The organism is Sphingobacterium sp. UBA3519 (assembly GCF_002377215.1).
In the GTDB taxonomy this organism is placed as follows: Bacteria; Bacteroidota; Bacteroidia; order Sphingobacteriales; family Sphingobacteriaceae; genus Sphingobacterium; species Sphingobacterium multivorum.
Genome location: NZ_DFPI01000010.1, coordinates 241772 through 261432, shown reverse-complemented (window position 1 = coordinate 261432; position 19661 = coordinate 241772). Strand labels below are relative to the sequence as shown.

Below are 19661 nucleotides of genomic sequence, written 5' to 3'. Positions count from 1 at the left end.
GTCACGGCTATTCCCGAAAAGGTTACAACAAATTGAGTTAAATGTGTCGATTTGTGTAAATTTGTTTCAAACACAAACAATATGCAAAACATTAAAGAATATGTAGAAGCAAACAAGCAACGTTTTTTAGATGAGTTGTTTGATTTATTGCGTTTACCATCAGTAAGTGCCGATCCTAAATTTAAAGGAGATGTGGAAAAAACTGCTGACTTTGTTGCTCAGAAATTGCGTGAAGCCGGAGCGGACAATGTAGAAGTCTGTCCTACCGCTGGTAATCCAATCGTTTATGGAGAAAAAATTATCGATCCGGCACTTCCTACAGTGTTGACATATGGTCATTACGATGTACAACCTGCTGATCCTTACGAGCTGTGGGATACCCCTCCTTTCGAACCGACGGTCCGTGATGGCAAAATTTATGCACGTGGTTCTGCCGATGATAAAGGTCAGTTTTATATGCATGTAAAAGCCTTCGAATACATGATTAAAAATGATGCTTTAGCATGTAACATCAAATTTATGATTGAGGGTGAAGAGGAAGTAGGCTCAGTCAATTTGGGCACGTTTGTTAAAGAAAATACAGAAAGGCTGAAAGCAGATGTTATCGTTATTTCTGATACCTCGATGATCAGCATGGAGCAACCTTCTTTAGAAACTGGCTTACGCGGCCTTTCTTATGTTGAAGTTGAAGTTACGGGGCCTAATAGAGATTTACACTCCGGTGTCTATGGTGGAGCAGTAGCCAATCCGGCGACGATATTAGCAAAACTGATTGCATCATTACATGACGAAAACAATCATATCGCTATCCCTGGATTTTATGATGATGTTGTCGAATTGACTGCCGAAGAACGCAAAGCATTAAATGAAGCACCTTTTGACATTGAAGAATACAAAACAGACCTGGGTATCCAAAATATCTGGGGAGAAAAAGGTTTCACAACATTAGAACGCACCGGTATTCGACCAACCTTGGAGGTAAATGGTATCTGGGGTGGTTATATCGGTGAAGGCGCCAAAACAGTACTTCCATCAAAAGCGAATGCGAAAATCTCCATGCGTCTTGTACCAAACCAAAACTCTCACCGTATTACGGAGCTTTTCAAAAAACATTTTGAATCTATTGCACCAGATTATGTGAAAGTTGAAGTAAAGCCCCATCATGGTGGTGAGCCTGTCGTGACACCGACCGACAGCATTGCTTACAAAGCTGCAGAGAGAGCGCTACATGAAACATTTGGTGTTCAACCGATCCCAACTCGGGGTGGCGGATCTATTCCAATCGTTGCTCTTTTTGAGGAAGTATTGGGTTTAAAAACAGTACTTCTAGGCTTCGGTTTGGATAGTGACAACCTGCACTCGCCAAATGAAAAATATGGTATTGAGAATTACCTAATGGGAATTTCAACAATACCTTTATTTCATAAATATTACGCGGAACTAAGCAAATAATTTAGTTTTTCATTAGATAAAGGGTTATTTTTAAATTTTAGAAATAACCCTTTATCGTTTTATGGATTTTGACTTCCGCTTAATTGTATTTTACACTGCTGCTCAGCACCTTAACTTCACCAAAACGGCCGCTGCCCTTTTTATCTCGCAACCAGCAGTAAGCAAAAACATCCAAGAACTAGAAAAGAAACTTGGCGTACCACTCTTCGAAAGAAAGGGTAACAATCTTAATTTAACCGATTCAGGTCAAATTCTTTATAAATATGCCCAACAGATTATTAATCTATACAATCAGGCGGGCCAAGAAATACAGGAATTGCAAGAAGGACGAAAAGGAAATCTGGTGTTGGGAGCCAGCACAACCATCTCCCAATATGTTTTACCCGCTCTACTTGCTGATTTTCTATCCCAATACCCCAACAACCGTATTCAGTCTTTTCAATCCAATAGCCGCAGTATTGAGGAACAGCTTATTGATAAAACATTGGATTTAGGTATCACGGAGGGGTCTACCGACAACCGGGCCCTGAAATACATTCCTTTTATGAAGGATGAACTGGTTCTTGTCACAAATAGCCAAAACCCACTATTAGATCAATTAAAAAATCCAGTATTATCCGATATCACACGCTTACCCTTGGTACTACGCGAGCAGGGCTCGGGTACACGAACAATTATTGAGAACGCACTAAAAGATAACCGCATCAATCTATCCGAAGTACAGATAGAAATGATCTTACCTTCAACAGAGAGTATCAAAGGCTACCTTGCCCGTCGCAACAGCTTTGCTTTTTTGTCAATTCATACGGTGCAAAAAGAAGTGTTAAATAATCTATTGACCATTGTCGATATTCCACAATTGACAATAGAACGTTACTTCTATTTTACCCATTTATATGGAGGACTTGCCGGTACGCCCAACCAGTTTCTGCAATTCTGTCTACGGCAAAACTTCAAGTTATAACCAAATGTTATGTCTCATAAACAAACTTCGTTTTAATTCCAGGTTGGAGCCGCATAGATTTGTACAAATGAATTAGCGGAATGGATTATAAAAAACTTACAAATTACTTAAAGGCACTCAGCTGGATCATCGTCGCATTGGTCATTACTTGTACAACTTTATGTGTGTTTCCACTCAAACATGAGAATCGGAAAAACCAAGCAGATGCTATTGATATACACAACGACTCCCTTATTACACACGTTTCCCAATTTAAGGAAATCTCCTTCAAAGATAGCCCCGAAGGTGAAATGGCCAGTTATGGTGAAAAGCTAATTAAAAACACATACGATTATTTTTATGATGGTGAAGTCAAGATTGGAAACAGGCTGGCCTGTAGCAGCTGCCATCTTAATGGCGGCACAAAGGCTTTTGCTGCTCCTTACGTCGGGCTCACCAATGTCTTTCCAACCTATATTGGACGAGAAAATAAGATTGAATCACTTGAAGAGCGCATCAATGGTTGTTTTGAGCGGAGTATGAATGGTCGAGCTATTCCCGAAAACAGCAAGGAAATGAGGGCTATTGTCACCTATATTAAGAACATCAGCGTGAATACAGTTAATAAAGGTCGGTTGGCAGGCCAAGGATTTATAAAAATGGATATTCCCAACCGTGCGGCGGACCTGAAACATGGTCAAGTGGTCTTTGAGAACAAATGTGCCAGTTGTCATGGACGAGATGGACAGGGGCTGCCTCAAACAGCTGGCAAAGGATATCAATATCCACCCTTATGGGGTAAAGACAGCTACAATGATGGCGCGGGGATGGCACGATTGCTTACCGCGGCCCGTTTTATCAAAGCGAATATGCCTTTAGGCGCAACTTATGATGCACCTCAGTTGAAAGACGACGAAGCCTATGATGTGGCGGCGTATATCAATTCTTTCGATAGACCTCAAAAAACAGATAAGCAATTGGACTATCCTAATCTAAGCAAAAAGCCCAAAGATAGCCCCTATCCACCTTATGCCGATAACATTAGTATAGAACAACATAAACTCGGACCTTTTAATTTTTAAACATACATATCCCTTTAAATCAATAATAAATATGAAAAAACAATTTACAATCGCTTGTATTTTATTAGCGATAATGACTATTCAAGCGAAAGCACAGGACAATAAATTGTTGCTCGATAACCATCAATACAGCGGTGCCGTTGCGAAGAAAAAAGCGTATAAAGCTATCTATCAACTGGACAGCAATGATCCAAAAACAATTGAAAAAGCAATTCGCAATATTAACAATGTCTTGAAGGACCCGCGATTAAAAGGACGTTTACAAATTGAACTGGTTGCATTTTCTGGCGGTACCGAAGCCTACCTAAAAAAGAACAGCCAATACGAGAAACCCTTGAAAGATCTCGTCGAGAAAGGCGTTATCGTAGCGCAATGCCTGAATACGTTGGAAGAGAAACATATTGCCAAAGAAGAGCTATTTGATTTTATAGGTTATGTTCCTAGCGGAAATGGTGAATTAATCTTACGCGCAAATGAAGGTTGGGTTATCGTTAAACCATAGTATAATGAGAAATTTTCTACTGCTTGGTCTAACAATAGCATTATTGGGTGTCCAGGAAATTAAGGCACAAGAACATCGTTTTGATCCGCCCTGGAATACTCCACCAGAATCGGCGTTAAATTTTACGGTACCCGGAATAGACAATATTCCAGATTTATATGGTGATATCGAGAATCCGCAGCTTACCGTTTTTTTCGCTGGCAATCAATTTATGGTCGTCGATGATCTACTCGCATCATTCAAACAAGAATACCCACAATACGAACGTATTTTTGTTGAAACACTGCCACCAGGCATTTTAGCCAAGCAGATTAAAGTCGGTTCAATTACGATAGGCAATCTACGCATTACGCATAAACCCGATATTTACACGGCGAGTAAACGGGCGATCAACGAAATGGCAGATTATTTTAGCCATACGCAGGTGTATTGCTATAACAATATCTGTTTGATGGTTCCAAAAGGAAATCCCGCTAATATTAGCACATTGAATGATCTGGGGAATGACAAAGTTCGTATCAGCATGCCTAATCCCCAATGGGAAGGAATTGGGGAGCAGATCAAAGCATCCTATAGAAAAGCCGGGGGCGAACAACTCGTCAAAAAAATCATGGAAGATAAGGTCAACGACGGCAGCACTTATCTGACTAAGATCCACCATCGCGAAAGCCCCATGCGTGTATTGTATGGACAGGCTGATGCGGCTCCAGTTTGGGCTTCTGAAGTCGTTTATCAAAAACTAATTGGCCATCCTGTCGAAGGGATTACCATTCCTGATGCGCAAAATACAACCGCAACTTACGTTGCTGCAAAATTGAAAAACGCACCGCATACGCAGGCTGCAGATGACTTTTTAAAATTCATGGACTCGCCAACAGCCAAGCGTATTTACAAGAAGTATGGTTTTACAGTAGACTAAAAAAGAAAATGGATAATTAATTATCCATTTTCTTTTTTTACTTTAGGTCAAAATTAGTTGACTTGTATGATCCTATTGCTCAAAAAACTCCATCGGTATTGGTATTTTATCAGCGTTCTACTTGTTTTTCTTCTGTTTTTCCCTTACATCTATTTTTTAGCACGACGTCCCGAAAAAAATTATGCTCGGATTGCCCGTATGCGACGCTGGGTATCAGTTGGTGGTTCGGCCTTAGCTGGTGTATTTTTTAAGGTGAGCTATGAATCAAAAATAGATTGGAACCGTTCCATGGTATTGTGTCCCAATCATACTTCGGTCTTGGATATAACAGCTCTCACCTACTTGTGCCCCGCTCCTTTTTCATTTATTGGAAAAGCTTCCCTGCTTAAAAACCCGGTTACACGCATTTTTTTCAAAACAATAGATATCCCGGTCACAAGAAGAAGTAAAGTATCTTCTTTCAAGGCTTTTCAACGTGCCAATGAACTCGTCCGAAGCGGAAGAAGTGTGGTTATCTTCCCAGAAGGAAAAATCGACGATAGTTTCCCCCCACAGATTCACGCATTTAAATCCGGAGCCTTTCGAATTGCTATTCAGAATGACGTTCCCACAGTACCCATTATTATAGAAAATGCCTGGGATATCTTTTTCGATGACGGCTCGAAAAGAGGATCTCGGCCGGGAATAGTTAAAATACATGTATTCAAGCCGATAGAGACTAAATATTTTAACGATGATAATGCATCGGAACTAGAAAAAGTTGTATATGACAAAATGCATTCCTATTGGATTATGAAGAATAAATCGTATTTTCATAACCTAGAGAACCTCCAAAAAATATGTCAGGAAAGATCTTAATCGAAATCAAGGATATTGCCAGAGAGTACCAAATTGGTGCAGAAACAATTCATGCCTTAAGCTCCGTTACACTCAACATCCATAAAGGAGAATTTGTTGCCTTAATGGGGCCTTCAGGATCAGGCAAGTCCACGTTAATGAACATTCTCGGTTGTTTGGATACCCCTAGCCGGGGAGAATATATCCTCAACGGGATTAATGTGAGTGACATGACTGACGATGAACTCGCCGAAGTAAGAAACAAAGAAATTGGTTTTGTCTTTCAAACGTTTAACCTATTACCAAAGAATACAGCACTTGAAAATGTTGCACTTCCCCTAATTTATGCGGGCTATAATAAAGTTAAACGTGAGGAAAAAGCTACTGCAGCATTGGAAAGTGTCGGCTTAGGACATCGTATGGATCATAGGCCGAACGAGCTCTCAGGAGGACAACGACAACGTGTGGCTGTTGCAAGAGCGTTGATCAACGATCCATCCATTATACTTGCCGATGAGCCAACAGGAAACCTTGATACCAAAACGTCTATTGAAATTATGGGTCTACTGGAAGAAATTCACTCCAAGGGCAATACCATTATCCTAGTGACTCATGAAGAGGATATCGCATTACATGCACACCGTATTGTACGCATGCGAGATGGCTTGATCGAAAATGATTATCCAAATCCTGATATTAAATCCGTGTCCCCAAGACTTAATGCGTTAAACGAAAAGGGAAGTGATTTTGAGAATATCTAAAAATATTATAACGTTAAAAATCAACTACTTACATTAAAACCACAAAAATAACACGTGATTTACTTGCTTAAGTTAAATTAAATCATAGTTTTGCGAAAATAGAGAACTTAAATTGTTTTTATATGTATTGGACATTAGAATTAGCTTCGCATCTAGAAGATGCACCATGGCCAGCAACAAAAGATGAATTAATCGATTACGCTATTCGTTCGGGTGCACCTGTTGAGGTGATTGAAAACTTACAATCTCTTGAGGACGATGGTGAGCCATATGAAAATATCGAAGAAATTTGGCCCGACTATCCAACAAAAGACGATTTCTTCTTCAATGAAGATGAATACTAAAAAATAAAAAACGCCTTTTTAATAAAGGCGTTTTTTATTGAAAACATCCCCCTCTTTTCGGAGACACCTCAGTATGGTGTATACCGATTAGCTCCCGAGTTTTTTTATTCCCTAGTTTTAATCCATTTAGATGAAGCTAAGTCTTACAGATATGAAGATAAAATTAAAGCTATTGTTGTTCCTATTGATTAGCTGTATGGTCAGCCAAAGCTCATTTGCTCAGGAACAACAAACATCCAATGAATATAGTGTTGTTTTAAAAAGGTTTGTCCAACGTTTACATGATCCTAGTCTAGCTACTGATATTATACTAAGTCAAGATCTAATCACATCAAAAAAATTAAACGAAGACCTGCAAGAATACTTATTGGCAAGCATCGATGAAATCAGGATAAATGTACAGAGCAAGAATATCAACCAACTGGAATATCTTAGCTTTGCTCAAGCGGGAAGAAAAGAAACAAGTGATATCGATCTCGAAGGTATTGATCCACAACAAGTCTACTTTGTCAAATACCTCAAGCGTTTTGTATTTGCTGCCGTTATTCGTGATAGAAAAATAGCTTCTTTTACATTAGTCTCTAAAGGTAACAATAAGGCCCATTTTGTATTCTATTAATTTTCATCTTGTTTTCATCGCCCCCATTTTATCAGATCCTTGCTCTTATAACCCTTAAATATCACGCTCAGGCTTACATAAATGCGCGCTTATCAGGTTTTATTTTAAAGCATATTTGTTAGCAATATTAAGCCAATGATGCTTTCTTAAAAATTTTTCAATAAAAACACTTGCATTTTATAATTCTATCAACCATATTTGTATTAATAAAAACAACAATGATAACAACTGTCTCAAATAAAGCTTGGTGGTGGCACAACGAATAACGTTGTGGCAAATTCCTATTGCATTATTTGATTAATACGTCAAGATATGATGGGCTTGCCTAAATAAGGTAAGCCCTTTTTTTATTTAAATTACCATGAAAGAAATTTTAGCGCATTTATTTGAATACAAGACATTTTCTCGGCAAGAGGCCTACGAGATTCTAACCAACATTGCCATGGGCAAATATGACAGCCACCAAATTGCGGCATTTATGACCGCTTATGGTATGCGCAGCATTCGCGTTGAAGAGCTTGGAGGGTTTAGGGATGCGATGTATGATTTATGTCTCAAACTGGATTTTGATGGTTATGATTTAATTGACCTTTGCGGTACAGGTGGGGATGGTAAAAATACCTTTAATATCTCGACAATAGCATCTTTTATCACAGCTGGGGCTGGTTACCATGTCGCAAAACACGGTAATATCGGGGTATCTTCGAGCTGTGGTTCTTCCAATGTCATGGAATATTTAGGCTATCAATTCAGCAACGATAAGGCTGAACTACAACGCCAGCTTGATGAAGCCAACATCTGTTTTCTCCATGCACCATTGTTTCACCCTGCAATGAAAACTGTTGCCCCGATACGTCGTGCATTGGGTGTTAAGACTTTCTTTAACATGCTAGGGCCATTGACAAATCCTTCCAATCCTAGATTTCAGTCTGTTGGTGTATTTAGTTTAGAATTGGCAAGACTGTATGGTTATTTATACCAAAACACCAACAAACAATATTCCATTATTCATGCTTTGGACGGTTATGACGAGATATCCATGACCGGTGATTTTAAGTTAATCAACAACCAAGGGGAAAATTACTACAACATGGAAGAGCTTGGTTTCACCCCAGTCTCAGCCCAGGAGCTGACAGGAGGTGAAACGATAGCGGATACCGCCCACACATTCTTATCGATATTGAACAATCAGGGTACAGATGTGCAGAACAATGTTGTTTTGACCAATGCCGCATTTGCGATCAAGACCTTTAACCCCGAAAAATCTTTTGGCGACTGTTTTTATGAAGCAGAAGGTTCATTGATGGGAGGTAAAGCTTTACGAAGTTTCCAAAAACTAATCAAAAAATAAAATGGCGGTCAAAGTAAAAGTTTGTGGTATGAAATATCCCGACAATATAACCGCTGTAGCTTCCTTGGGCATCGATTATATGGGATTTATATTTTATGATCAATCCAAACGTTATGTTGGTCAAAGCTCCTCCGCATACATTAAGGAGCTTGACGGCCTAAGCAAAGTCGGCGTTTTCGTCAATGCTAGCCTCTCAGCAATTCTAGATAAAATAACTGAATTCCAACTAAATGTAATTCAATTGCATGGCGATGAATCTGTCGAATTCTGTCTTAAATTGAAAGAAAAATCAGGGGTTATCATCTTGAAAGCCTTCGGAGTTGATCAAAACTTTGACTGGATACAGCTTGATCCTTACGCTAAAGTTGTGGACTACTTTTTATTTGATACCAAAAGTAGTTCCTATGGTGGTACAGGAGTACAATTTGACTGGTCCCTATTGGACCAATACAAACTTACTACCCCCTATTTTCTCAGCGGTGGTTTAGATCCCGAAAATATCAAAACAGCGCTAGAAAGAAATGATCCACGACTATATGCCCTGGATTTAAATTCAAAATTTGAAGTAGAACCCGGCTTAAAAGATATTGCGCTATTAAGCCACAGTATAAATACAATTAAAAAATGAGTATATATCAAGTCAATGAAAAAGGATATTATGGTCCCTTTGGAGGAGCCTATATCCCTGAGATGCTCTATCCAAATGTGAAAGAGCTACGTGAAGAATATCTCAAAATTATCGAAGAAGAGAGCTTTCAGGAGGAATTTAACCAACTGCTCAGCGATTATGTCGGACGTCCTTCTCCATTATATCATGCCAAGCGTCTATCTGAAAAATATGGAACTACGATTTACTTAAAACGGGAGGATCTTAACCATACCGGAGCGCATAAAATCAACAATACCATTGGCCAAATTCTATTAGCGGAACGCCTGGGCAAAAAGCGCATCATTGCGGAGACAGGCGCAGGACAGCATGGCGTAGCCACAGCGACCGTCTGTGCGCTCAAAGGTATACAATGTGCAGTGTACATGGGAGAAGTTGATATTCAACGTCAGGCTCCAAATGTAGCACGAATGAAAATGATGGGTGCCGAAGTTATTCCGGCAACATCAGGGTCCAAAACGCTAAAGGATGCTACCAATGAAGCTTTGCGAGATTGGATCAACAATCCTGTCGACACCCATTATATCATTGGGTCTGTTGTGGGACCACATCCTTATCCCGATATGGTTGCTCGCTTTCAGTCTATTATTTCTGCCGAAACGAAAAAACAGCTCTTGACAAAAACAGGAAGAGAAAATCCAGATATTGTATTGGCCTGTGTCGGTGGAGGCTCCAATGCGGCAGGTATGTTCTATCATTACCTCGATGAAGAATCGGTTCAATTGTATGCCGTAGAGGCCGCTGGCCACGGTGTTGATTCAGGCGAATCCGCTGCTACAACAGCATTAGGAAAAGAGGGAGTTTTACATGGAAGCCGATCTATACTTATGCAAACAGCGGATGGCCAGGTCATCGAACCTTACTCCATATCGGCGGGACTCGATTATCCCGGTATTGGCCCCCAACACGCTTGGTTATTCAAATCCGGTAGAGGTAACTATGTCAGCGTGACTGACGACGAAGCGATGCGTGCAGGTCTTGAGCTTACGCGATTAGAAGGTATCATACCGGCTATTGAGAGTTCTCATGCGCTGGCTTATCTGGAAAAAATACCTTTTAAAGGCGATGAGACTGTCGTTGTCTGTCTTTCTGGACGTGGTGACAAGGATCTAGATAATTATATGAAATACTTTGATTTTTAAGGCATGAATACAATTGAGAAAAAAGAAGGTACCCCCCTTTTATCGATATATTTTACAGCTGGGTATCCAACATTGGACAGCACAATCCATATTGCAAAGAAATTGGAAGATGCCGGCGCGGACTTTCTGGAAATCGGTTTCCCTTATTCCGATCCAGTGGCAGATGGACCTGTCATTCAGCACAGTTCTGAAATTGCCTTGGCAAATGGTATGACTGTAGAAAAGTTATTTAATCAGTTGAATGACCTGCGTAAGCATGTCAGTATCCCCGTATTTTTGATGGGCTACTTTAATCCTGTACTTCAATTTGGTGTGGAAAGATTCTGTGAAGCATGTAAAAATGTAGGCGTTAATGGTGTCATTATACCCGACCTACCAATGGATGAATACGAAGAACTTTACAAAGAAACCTTCGAGAAAAATGGAATCGCCAATATATTCATCGTAACACCGCAGACTTCTGAAGAACGCGTCAGAAAAATAGACAGCCTTTCTAGGAGCTTTATTTATTTACTTTCTTCCAATGCAACGACGGGTAAAACACTTGATGTTGGAGACGATACAGCAGCTTACTTTAAGCGGATACATGATCTCCAATTAAAAAATCCATTGATCGTTGGCTTCGGTATCTCCGATAAACCGACCTTTCAAAAAGCAAGTAAGCATACGGCGGGTGCCATTATAGGTACTGCATTTGTAAAACGGTTAAAAGAACCGGATTATCTCGACCAAATCCCAGCATTTATCTCGTCTATCAAAGCTTAACCTACAGGCTAAAAATTAGCAAAGCATTATTTTTTTAATAAGAGTTCGATCTAAAGTCTTTTTTCTTGGATCGAACTCTTATTTTTAAGACGGTTTTTGAAAATGTATTTTTTCAAAGAGAATATCTTTGCTGCCTTAATTAACCAAGCAATAGGCGGCCCGTCAAATCTATACTGATATAACCATGGATACACGAAGAGATTTTTTAAAGAAAGCGGCTATGCTTGCCGGGGGAGCATCTCTCTCCCATGTTATTCCATCCGCTATTGCGAAGGCGATGGCTATTAATCCAGCATTGGGCAGCACCTTTTACGATGCCGAACACGTCGTTTTATTAATGCAGGAAAACCGTTCATTTGATCATGCCTTTGGAACACTACGTGGTGTAAGAGGCTTCAATGACCCAAGAGCTATCCGTCAACCCAATCGAAATAAAGTATGGTTTCAGACGCAAAAATCCGGAGAAACATTTGCCCCCTTCCGATTGGATATCAAAGATTCAAAAGTTACCTGGATGGGCTGTCTTCCGCACAACTGGACCGATCAAACCGACGCAAGGAATAAGGGTAAAATGAACAGATGGTTGGATGTAAAACATTCTGGATTTAAAGAATTTGCCGATCTGCCGTTGACTATGGGACATTATACCCGTGAAGATATCCCTTTTTACTATTCTCTGGCAGACTCTTTCACAATCTGTGACCAACACTTTTGTTCGAGCATCACCGGCACGAATCCAAACCGGCTTTATTTCTGGACGGCCAATATCCGGGAAAATCTGACAGGAAAAGCCTTAGTTTGGAATGGAGACTCCGAGTTTAGCGGGAAAGCAACATGGACCACTTTTCCTGAACGCCTTTCGGAATTAGGCGTAGACTGGAAAATCTATCAAAATGAAATTTCTTCAAGCAGTGCTGGTTATAGTGGAGAGGCAAACAGCTGGCTCGCCAATTTTGGTTGTAATCCGATGGAGTACTTCCCCCAATATCAGGTCAAATATCATCCCCGCTATCGCCAGCTCCTGACTCTAAAAAAAGAAGATCTCGAGCGCAAAATTAGCGAAACACCAGCTGCCGAAGCACTTGAAGATTTAAAGAAAAATCTCAAGCATATTCAAGAAGAATTACAGCGATATACAGCCGATAACTTTGAAAAGCTCGACGAGCGGACAAAAGATATTCATCGCCGTGCCTTTGTTAACAACAGTGCGCAGCAAGATTATATGGAATTGGAAACAATGCATTATCAAGAAGGGGGGCAACAGCGCGAGTTACAGATCCCTAAAGGAGATGTCCTGTATCAATTCCGAAAAGATGTTGAGGAGGGTAAACTTCCAACCGTATCTTGGTTAGCTCCGCCCCAGCTTTTTTCTGACCACCCCGATTCTCCTTGGTTCGGCGCATGGTATGTCAGCGAAATTATGGACATTCTCACCCAAAATCCAGAAGTTTGGAAAAAGACAATTTTTATACTTACTTATGATGAGAATGATGGGTATTTCGATCACTTTGCACCCTTTACAGCACCAAACCCTGATGATACAGAAAGTGGAAAAGTATCCGAGGGAATAAACCCTGCATTGGAATTTGTACGCCGCGATGAGCAATATTATCCTGAAAGCGGAAGAGAAAGCAATATCGGTCTTGGCTATCGTGTACCGATGATTATTGCTTCTCCGTGGACCAGAGGCGGTTGGGTCAATTCACAAGTGTTTGACCATACCTCCAGTTTACAATTCCTGGAGAAGTTTATTAATCACAAAATCAATAAAAATATAAAAGAAACCAACATCAGCACTTGGCGGCGTACCGTATGTGGAGACTTAACTTCGGCATTTAGACCCTATCATGGCGAAACCATGAACAAACCTATTGTGCTGGAGCGGGAACCTTTTATCCAAGAGATTCACCAAGCCAAGTTCAAAGGTCTTCCCATGGGGTTCAAAGCGCTTAGCGCAATGGAGATCAAACAAATAGAGCAAGACCCCGGCAGTTCACCCTATTTCCCAAAACAAGAAAAAGGGCTTCGGGATTCATGTATCCTTCCTTATGAACTTTATGTGCATGGCGAATACCAATCCAAAGGGGATTACCTGGTCACATTTGAGGCTTCAGATAAAATTTTTGGCAAACAGGCCGCAGGCGCACCATTTACAGTTTACCATGCTGCTAGCTACAAAGGAGAAGTTGGAACCTCCAGAAATTATGCGGTTGCTCCAGGAGATCATGTAACAGACCATTGGCCGCTAGATGCCTTCGACAAAAGAATGTACCACCTCGAAATCCATGGTCCAAACGGATTTTATCGGGAATTTAAAGGCGACGCGGATAATCCACATATAAAGATCCGCTGTACGTATGAAAAAAGTAAAAATGAAGCAGCATTTACTGGCCGTTTGTCTTTCTCCTGTACAAACAATGGAAAAACAACCGAGCAACTTATTTTTGAGGATCTCAGCTATGGAAAGGAAAAAAGAAGTTTGCAACTTAAAGGTGGACAATCCATCACGATACATTTTGAATTGGCTAAGCAAAACTTTTGGTACGACTTCCGCCTTACTTGCAGTGGTTTTCTAAACTTCGAAGAACGATATGCAGGTCGTGTAGAGATTGGAAATGCCGGAAAAAGTGACCCTTTATTAAGCCGATAAACAACACGAATGGGAGCATCTAGAAAATGTTCCCATTCTTATAAAATCTTCCTTGAGCAGTCAAATTTAAGGGACTAAACTACATAGGCTGTTTCCCTGTAAAGTGCTCCTAAAAAACACCGAACATACTGTACTATTCCTGTATACGACGAGCCAGATGGTAAAATCCCTTGTACAATAGAATTGCCCCAACAATCAAAAAGATAGCTAGCAAATACGAGCTGACCGGATTGATAAATAATAAATTCATAACTTTGGTAAATTTTAGTTTTTCATTTGTTACTACAAGTTATAACATTTATCCAAAATATTACAAAAAAAAATTACATATTTTCTTTATTTTTGCTTCGATGAAGAAAATTGCACTATTAATCGGCCTATTTTTCTATTTGCTCGCAGCAAGTGGTGCCTCAGTGCATCTTCATTTTTGCCAAGGGGAAACACAAAGTGTATCGTTATCGGAAAGCCATAATATGGCCTGCCCTCTGTGTGCCAAGTCTGCAAAAAAACAGCAGAAACACTGTCATGAAACAGGAAGCTGTAAAGATGTTAAGATCGAAGCACAAAAGGTCGATAAATTCAGCAGAGTAACACAAAATCTTGATTTTAACCATTTTTCTCCTGCAATAATTACGCTTCATTGGATACTTAATTATTATCATTTCGCTGGGGAGGAAGACGATTTTTCTAAACTAACGTATACCGATTTTGCGAGTTACAATAGACAGAGCCCTCCTGTTTTTATTCTCAATCAAAATTTTAGAATTTAATATCACCTCTTTTCACTGAACGCAGTTCATTTTCTTGAATTGATCGAAGTCCACTATAGTTTTTATATCTCGCGAGAATAGCAGACTGTTATTCCCAACATTCATCTTTTCGTAGCTTATCACGGAACAAAAAAGTGGATTTTAAATCATTCAGCAAAAAAATTGTAGAACTGAAAAAAATAAATCCGTACCCCTTGCATGTGGTTGCGCGATATCATGAAGATAAAAATTAAATGCTAGTTGAAGCGAATACTCTTAATTAAAATGATGAATCAAATTTTCAAAAAACTATATACAACGACCATCCTATCCTTATTTTTTCTGGCATTTGTACAGGCACAGACCGACAGTACCCGCACACTTACAGTGGCTGGAAATTGCGCTATGTGTAAAAAACGTATTGAAACGGCCGCAAAAATGCATGGCGTAGAAACGGCCATTTGGAATGCAAGAGACAACCTATTGCAAATCAAATATAACCCCCAAAAAGTTCAGTTGGAGGCAATCAAGAAAAATATTGCTCAGGTTGGTCATGATGTTGACAACCTGGTGGCCACTGATGAATCCTATGCTAAACTCCATGAATGCTGTATGTATCCGCGACTGGAAAATGGCAAAGTACCCGAAAAGAAAGCGGTGACAACCGATAACCATGATCATCCACATACCGTTACCGGTGTTGTTGTTGAAGAAAATGAAAAGGGGGATCTTAAACCCATCATTGGCGCCAATTTACACTGGGCCAACCTTCCAACCAAAAACACAAGGACAAACGAAAATGGTGTATTTAAATTGGACCACAAAGAAGGGTTCAACAAATTGGTTGTAAGTTATGTAGGGATGAAATCTGACACCATCACCATCAAAGATCTGCATGAAGTCATTATGATTACAGCGAAGGGTAATGTGTTGATGGAAGTCGAGGTTAAAGGAACACGACGCTCAAATTATATTGACCGTATGACACCTGCACGACTAGAAGTTCTTACCGGAAAAGAGTTATTCAAAGCCGCTTGCTGTGATTTAAGCGAAAGCTTTGAAACCAACGCCTCCGTCGATGTCGTCAGTGCTGATGCAGTAACAGGCAGTAAACAGATTCAAATGCTAGGCCTTAGCGGTATTTATACCCAATTAACCGTTGAAAATTTACCTGGGCCACGTGGGCTCGCTTCTCCTTTAGGTTTAAATTCTATTGCAGGGACATGGATTGAATCAATTCAAATTGCGAAAGGTATCGGTTCCGTAGCCAACGGTTTCGAAAACATGGCCGGACAGATCAATGTCGAATTGAAGAAACCTCAAAATTCAGAAAAATTGTTTTTTAATGCCTATGCAAACAACATGGGACGTACAGATGTCAACTTAAATCTTTCACAAAAAATTGGTCAGCATTGGTCCACTGCAGTGCTCCTGCATGACAATTTCATGTACAATAAATCCATGAACTTTAGTCACAACGGTTTTAGAGATATACCCGTTGGCAATCTATTCTCTGGTGTCAACCGCTGGTTTTATGAAAATGGAAAAGGGCTTATGGTACAATTTGGGGTTAAATATCTCAATGACGACCGTACAGGCGGACAGATTGATTTTAACAAAAAGACAGATAAGGGTACGACAAATCGGTATGGTTTGGGATTTGATATCGAACGCGTAGAAGGTTTTGCTAAAATTGGTTATGTGTTCCCCGAAAATAAGCACCGCAGCATAGGTCTCCAGCTTGCAGGATCAAACTACAATCAAAAAAGCTATTTTGGGCTCAATAACTACGATTCGGAGCAACAAAATGGATATGCTAATCTCTTATTTCAAGATATTATCGGGACAGTCGCCCACAAGTATCGCGTTGGTGCCTCCATTAATTATGACAATTACAATGAGTGGTATTTAAAAGATCAAAACTTCAAAAGGAAAGAAGTGGTTTCGGGAGCATTTGCAGAATATACCTATAGTCCATCAGAAAAATTTGATGCCATTATTGGTCTTCGCCAAGACTACAACTCCCTGTATGGATGGTTTACAACACCACGCATCCATTTACGTTATGCCCCGCTTTCGGGAACAACAGTTCGAGCTAGCTCAGGAAGAGGTCAACGTACTGCAAATATATTTGCGGAGAACACGGCAGTATTGGCTAGTAGCAGAAAATTGGTTATCCAATCGCCTAATATATACGATAAGGCTTATGGCCTACAACCTGAAGTCTCCTGGAATAGCGGAATAGCGATAGACCAAAGTATGCGGATCTTCGGACGTGAGGCTTCGGCATCAGTTGAATTTTTCCATAACAGCTTCTCTAATCAGGTCGTGGTCGATTACGAAAATCCCCGAGAGATCAATTTTTATAATTTGAATGGAAAATCTTTCTCCAATAGTTTGCAAACAGAATTTCGCTTGATGCCAGCACCACATTTTGAAACGAGGTTGGCCTATCGCTTACTTGATGTTCAAACTGATTTTGAAAGTGGCAGAAAGACCAAACCGCTATTGGCCAAACACCGTGGTTTTGTCAACCTGGCATATAATCACCATTCTGGCTGGAGTGTAGATTATACATTGAATGTCGTTGGACAAAAACGCATTCCATCAACAGCAGAGAACCCCGTTGAATATCAAATGCCTACAGCATCAAAGGCTTATGCGACAATGAATGCGCAGATTAGCAAAACTTTTGGGAAAGAGAAAAACTTCACCGTGTATGTGGGCGGAGAAAATCTGTCTAATTATTTCCAAAATATGCCAATCCTTGCCGCGGATCAACCCTTTGGAAACTATTTTGATACGTCAATGCTTTGGGGTCCTTTAACAGGACGCATGTTCTACACCGGCGTTCGTTATTTCATCAAATAACAGGTAAGCTAAAAAAAATCAAAGAGTAATAAAAAAGCGGCAAAAGCCGCTTTTTTTATATTAACTTTTTCAATTCTTGATAAAGCTTTGCCGTGGGTAATCCGACCACATTATTGTATTCCCCTTCTATCTTTTTTATGGCGATTAAGCCGATCCATTCCTGTATTCCATAAGAACCTGCTTTATCTAGTGGCGAAAATTGAGTAACATAATGATCGATTTCATCCAGCTCTAGTTCGTAAAAATAAACAGTTGTCGTCTCGACAAAAGTGCTCATCTTACCCTCCCATGAGATCGCTACAGCAGTCAGCACCACATGTTTCTGACCAGACAAGTTTGTTAGCGTTTCTCTGGCTTCCTGTTCATCTTTGGGCTTACCTAAGATTTCGCCCTTATCCGATACCACAATAGTATCGGCACAGATAACCAAACAATCTTTTTTATCCGCAAATGCTTCCGCTTTACAAATAGCAATTTGACGAACGACCTCAGCTGCAGACAAATTCGGATCCACATATTCTGCCGTTTCCCGTACGTCGACTTCAAATGTCAGTCCAAGCCCTGCTAACAGCTGCTTTCTCCGTGGAGACTGAGACCCTAATATAATTGTTCTATTTTTTAGATTTTTCAACATCCCTATATGCTTTTTACCGTTTCATCCTCATACCAGTTGCCTTGTACTTTCATTACCTTTTCGATCAATTCACGTACAACTCCCTTTCCGCCACAAAAACCAGACACATAATGTGAAATTTTCTTGATCTCTTCTACTGCATCTGCCGGAGAAACAGCTATACCAACGGACTTCATGCAGCTAAGATCAGGGATATCGTCGCCGATGTACATCAATTGATTTAATTCAAGCTTGTAATCACAAGCAAGTTCTTTCATTTTAGAAAGCTTGTCCGTAACTTTTGAATAGACTTCTTTGATCCCCAAACCTTTCATCCGCTGCTCGACGCCCTTCGAACCTCCACCTGTGATGATAAAAATCGGATAACCTTTCTTGATCGCCAACTGCATGGCATAGCCATCTTTTATATGAAATGTACGTAACTGATGCCCTTCTTCATTAACTTGCACAGTACCATCAGTCAGCACACCATCTACATCCAATACAAATGCTTTTATCGATTTAAATTCAGTCAATACCATAAATATATTTTTTGTAAAAGTAAGGCATTTCGAGTAATAATTCGCGAAGCGATACTGATCTAATTGACAACACTGTCAGATAATTATTCAGATAAGCCAAAATATCATTTGTGTGTCACAACATAGTTGTATTAGCAACTTATTCTTAAAAATATTTGGATGCTACGGTATATTTACCGTATCTTTGTAGAAGATAATTAAAGGTTATCTCGCTATGAAACACTAACAGCAAGCAGTCAGAAGAGTTATTGACTTAAAGTTTGCATAAGATTTAAAAAACAATCATTTTTAGTTTTCACGGCACAACACGGCAACTAATTTAGTTTAGAAGCCCTTAAAAAGTCTTTTCATAATTTAGGTTTATAATTGGTTAGTAACGAACCCTGGTGCCCATCATCAGGGTTTTGTTTTTATAAGTATTTTTTCTTCTTCTATTTTATAGATTCTACTATTTGATGATTACCATAATATCTTATTATCAATAATCGAAATAACAATCGGTTTGACAGACCTTCATATCACTTTAAAGCTTACTACAGTTTTCCATCTATTATTATACAGTGGTCAGTCACTCAATATTCAGTTCATACTGAGTAATCACTGAACAAGTACTGAACAATCACTGAACTAGCACTGAACAAATACTGTTGAAAGATCAAACCTGATCACTAATTGCCCCCAATGTGCTGCGACTAAGAATGAAAAGACAAAAAAATGGTCTAAGTTACGCTTACGCAATAAAAAGTCGATGTTGTGCGCAAATAGATTATATTGGTGGGGATCCTTGACTGCTGTATAGGTTTGTTTCTATGCTGACTTTTGATTATTTTAGGAATAGCAAGTTTTTTTGTT

The 19661-nt window shown here is 39.8% G+C and carries 18 protein-coding genes; 16 read left to right on the top strand and 2 right to left on the bottom strand.

Annotation, left to right across the window (positions count from 1 at the left end; translation table 11 throughout):
• The first annotated feature begins 81 nt into the window (after positions 1 to 81).
• The 16 genes from B3297_RS05075 (at position 82) to B3297_RS05000 (ending at position 17654) form a co-directional block, all read left to right on the top strand.
• Positions 82 to 1452, top strand: a complete 1371-nt coding sequence (locus tag B3297_RS05075) for a dipeptidase (protein ID WP_112373775.1) — start codon at positions 82 to 84, stop codon at positions 1450 to 1452.
• A gap of 61 nt (positions 1453 to 1513) precedes the next feature.
• Positions 1514 to 2416 (top strand): LysR family transcriptional regulator, encoded by a 903-nt coding sequence (locus B3297_RS05070; RefSeq protein WP_070562282.1) that lies wholly within the window; start codon positions 1514 to 1516, stop codon positions 2414 to 2416.
• A gap of 80 nt (positions 2417 to 2496) precedes the next feature.
• On the top strand, positions 2497 to 3477 hold the full coding sequence (locus tag B3297_RS05065; RefSeq protein WP_115047275.1) for a c-type cytochrome: 981 nt from the start codon (positions 2497 to 2499) through the stop codon (positions 3475 to 3477).
• A gap of 31 nt (positions 3478 to 3508) precedes the next feature.
• The gene (locus B3297_RS05060; RefSeq protein ID WP_070562276.1) at positions 3509 to 3979 is read left to right on the top strand and encodes a DsrE family protein; all 471 of its coding nucleotides are present in this window, start codon (positions 3509 to 3511) and stop codon (positions 3977 to 3979) included.
• 4 nt (positions 3980 to 3983) lie between these two features.
• On the top strand, positions 3984 to 4898 hold the full coding sequence (locus B3297_RS05055) for a substrate-binding domain-containing protein (protein ID WP_070562273.1): 915 nt from the start codon (positions 3984 to 3986) through the stop codon (positions 4896 to 4898).
• A 66-nt stretch (positions 4899 to 4964) separates the two neighbouring features.
• Positions 4965 to 5756 (top strand): lysophospholipid acyltransferase family protein, encoded by a 792-nt coding sequence (locus B3297_RS05050; protein ID WP_070562270.1) that lies wholly within the window; start codon positions 4965 to 4967, stop codon positions 5754 to 5756.
• Positions 5738 to 6496, top strand: a complete 759-nt coding sequence (locus B3297_RS05045) for an ABC transporter ATP-binding protein (protein WP_070562268.1) — start codon at positions 5738 to 5740, stop codon at positions 6494 to 6496. Before B3297_RS05050 ends, B3297_RS05045 begins: the two co-directional genes overlap by 19 nt.
• Before the next feature lie 122 nt (positions 6497 to 6618).
• Positions 6619 to 6840: a DUF2795 domain-containing protein gene (locus B3297_RS05040; RefSeq protein ID WP_028072584.1), complete on the top strand. Its 222-nt coding sequence runs from the start codon at positions 6619 to 6621 to the stop codon at positions 6838 to 6840.
• A 151-nt stretch (positions 6841 to 6991) separates the two neighbouring features.
• Positions 6992 to 7459 (top strand): hypothetical protein, encoded by a 468-nt coding sequence (locus B3297_RS05035; RefSeq protein WP_286778532.1) that lies wholly within the window; start codon positions 6992 to 6994, stop codon positions 7457 to 7459.
• Between the two features lie 361 nt (positions 7460 to 7820).
• The gene (gene trpD / locus B3297_RS05030) at positions 7821 to 8810 is read left to right on the top strand and encodes an anthranilate phosphoribosyltransferase (protein ID WP_115047270.1); all 990 of its coding nucleotides are present in this window, start codon (positions 7821 to 7823) and stop codon (positions 8808 to 8810) included.
• Between the two features lies 1 nt (position 8811).
• Positions 8812 to 9438, top strand: a complete 627-nt coding sequence (locus tag B3297_RS05025; RefSeq protein ID WP_286778531.1) for a phosphoribosylanthranilate isomerase — start codon at positions 8812 to 8814, stop codon at positions 9436 to 9438.
• Positions 9435 to 10619, top strand: a complete 1185-nt coding sequence (gene trpB, locus B3297_RS05020) for a tryptophan synthase subunit beta (protein WP_070562076.1) — start codon at positions 9435 to 9437, stop codon at positions 10617 to 10619. Before B3297_RS05025 ends, trpB begins: the two co-directional genes overlap by 4 nt.
• A 3-nt stretch (positions 10620 to 10622) precedes the next feature.
• Positions 10623 to 11384, top strand: coding sequence for a tryptophan synthase subunit alpha (gene trpA / locus B3297_RS05015; RefSeq protein ID WP_112373783.1), 762 nt, complete (start codon positions 10623 to 10625; stop codon positions 11382 to 11384).
• Between the two features lie 184 nt (positions 11385 to 11568).
• Positions 11569 to 14034, top strand: a complete 2466-nt coding sequence (locus B3297_RS05010; RefSeq protein ID WP_286778530.1) for a phosphocholine-specific phospholipase C — start codon at positions 11569 to 11571, stop codon at positions 14032 to 14034.
• 170 nt (positions 14035 to 14204) lie between these two features.
• On the top strand, positions 14205 to 14804 hold the full coding sequence (locus B3297_RS05005; RefSeq protein ID WP_115047266.1) for an HYC_CC_PP family protein: 600 nt from the start codon (positions 14205 to 14207) through the stop codon (positions 14802 to 14804).
• A gap of 264 nt (positions 14805 to 15068) precedes the next feature.
• A complete protein-coding gene (locus tag B3297_RS05000; protein WP_286778529.1) occupies positions 15069 to 17654 on the top strand; it encodes a TonB-dependent receptor domain-containing protein in 2586 nt (861 codons plus the stop codon).
• Between the two features lie 55 nt (positions 17655 to 17709).
• Here the strand turns inward: B3297_RS05000 and B3297_RS04995 are convergent, their stop codons facing one another.
• Together B3297_RS04995 and B3297_RS04990 are read right to left on the bottom strand one after the other, a co-directional pair.
• Positions 17710 to 18288, bottom strand: a complete 579-nt coding sequence (locus B3297_RS04995; RefSeq protein ID WP_115047264.1) for a Maf family protein — start codon at positions 18286 to 18288, stop codon at positions 17710 to 17712.
• Between the two features lie 2 nt (positions 18289 to 18290).
• Positions 18291 to 18809, bottom strand: a complete 519-nt coding sequence (locus B3297_RS04990) for a KdsC family phosphatase (RefSeq protein ID WP_070562067.1) — start codon at positions 18807 to 18809, stop codon at positions 18291 to 18293.
• Between the last annotated feature and the right edge of the window lie 852 nt (positions 18810 to 19661).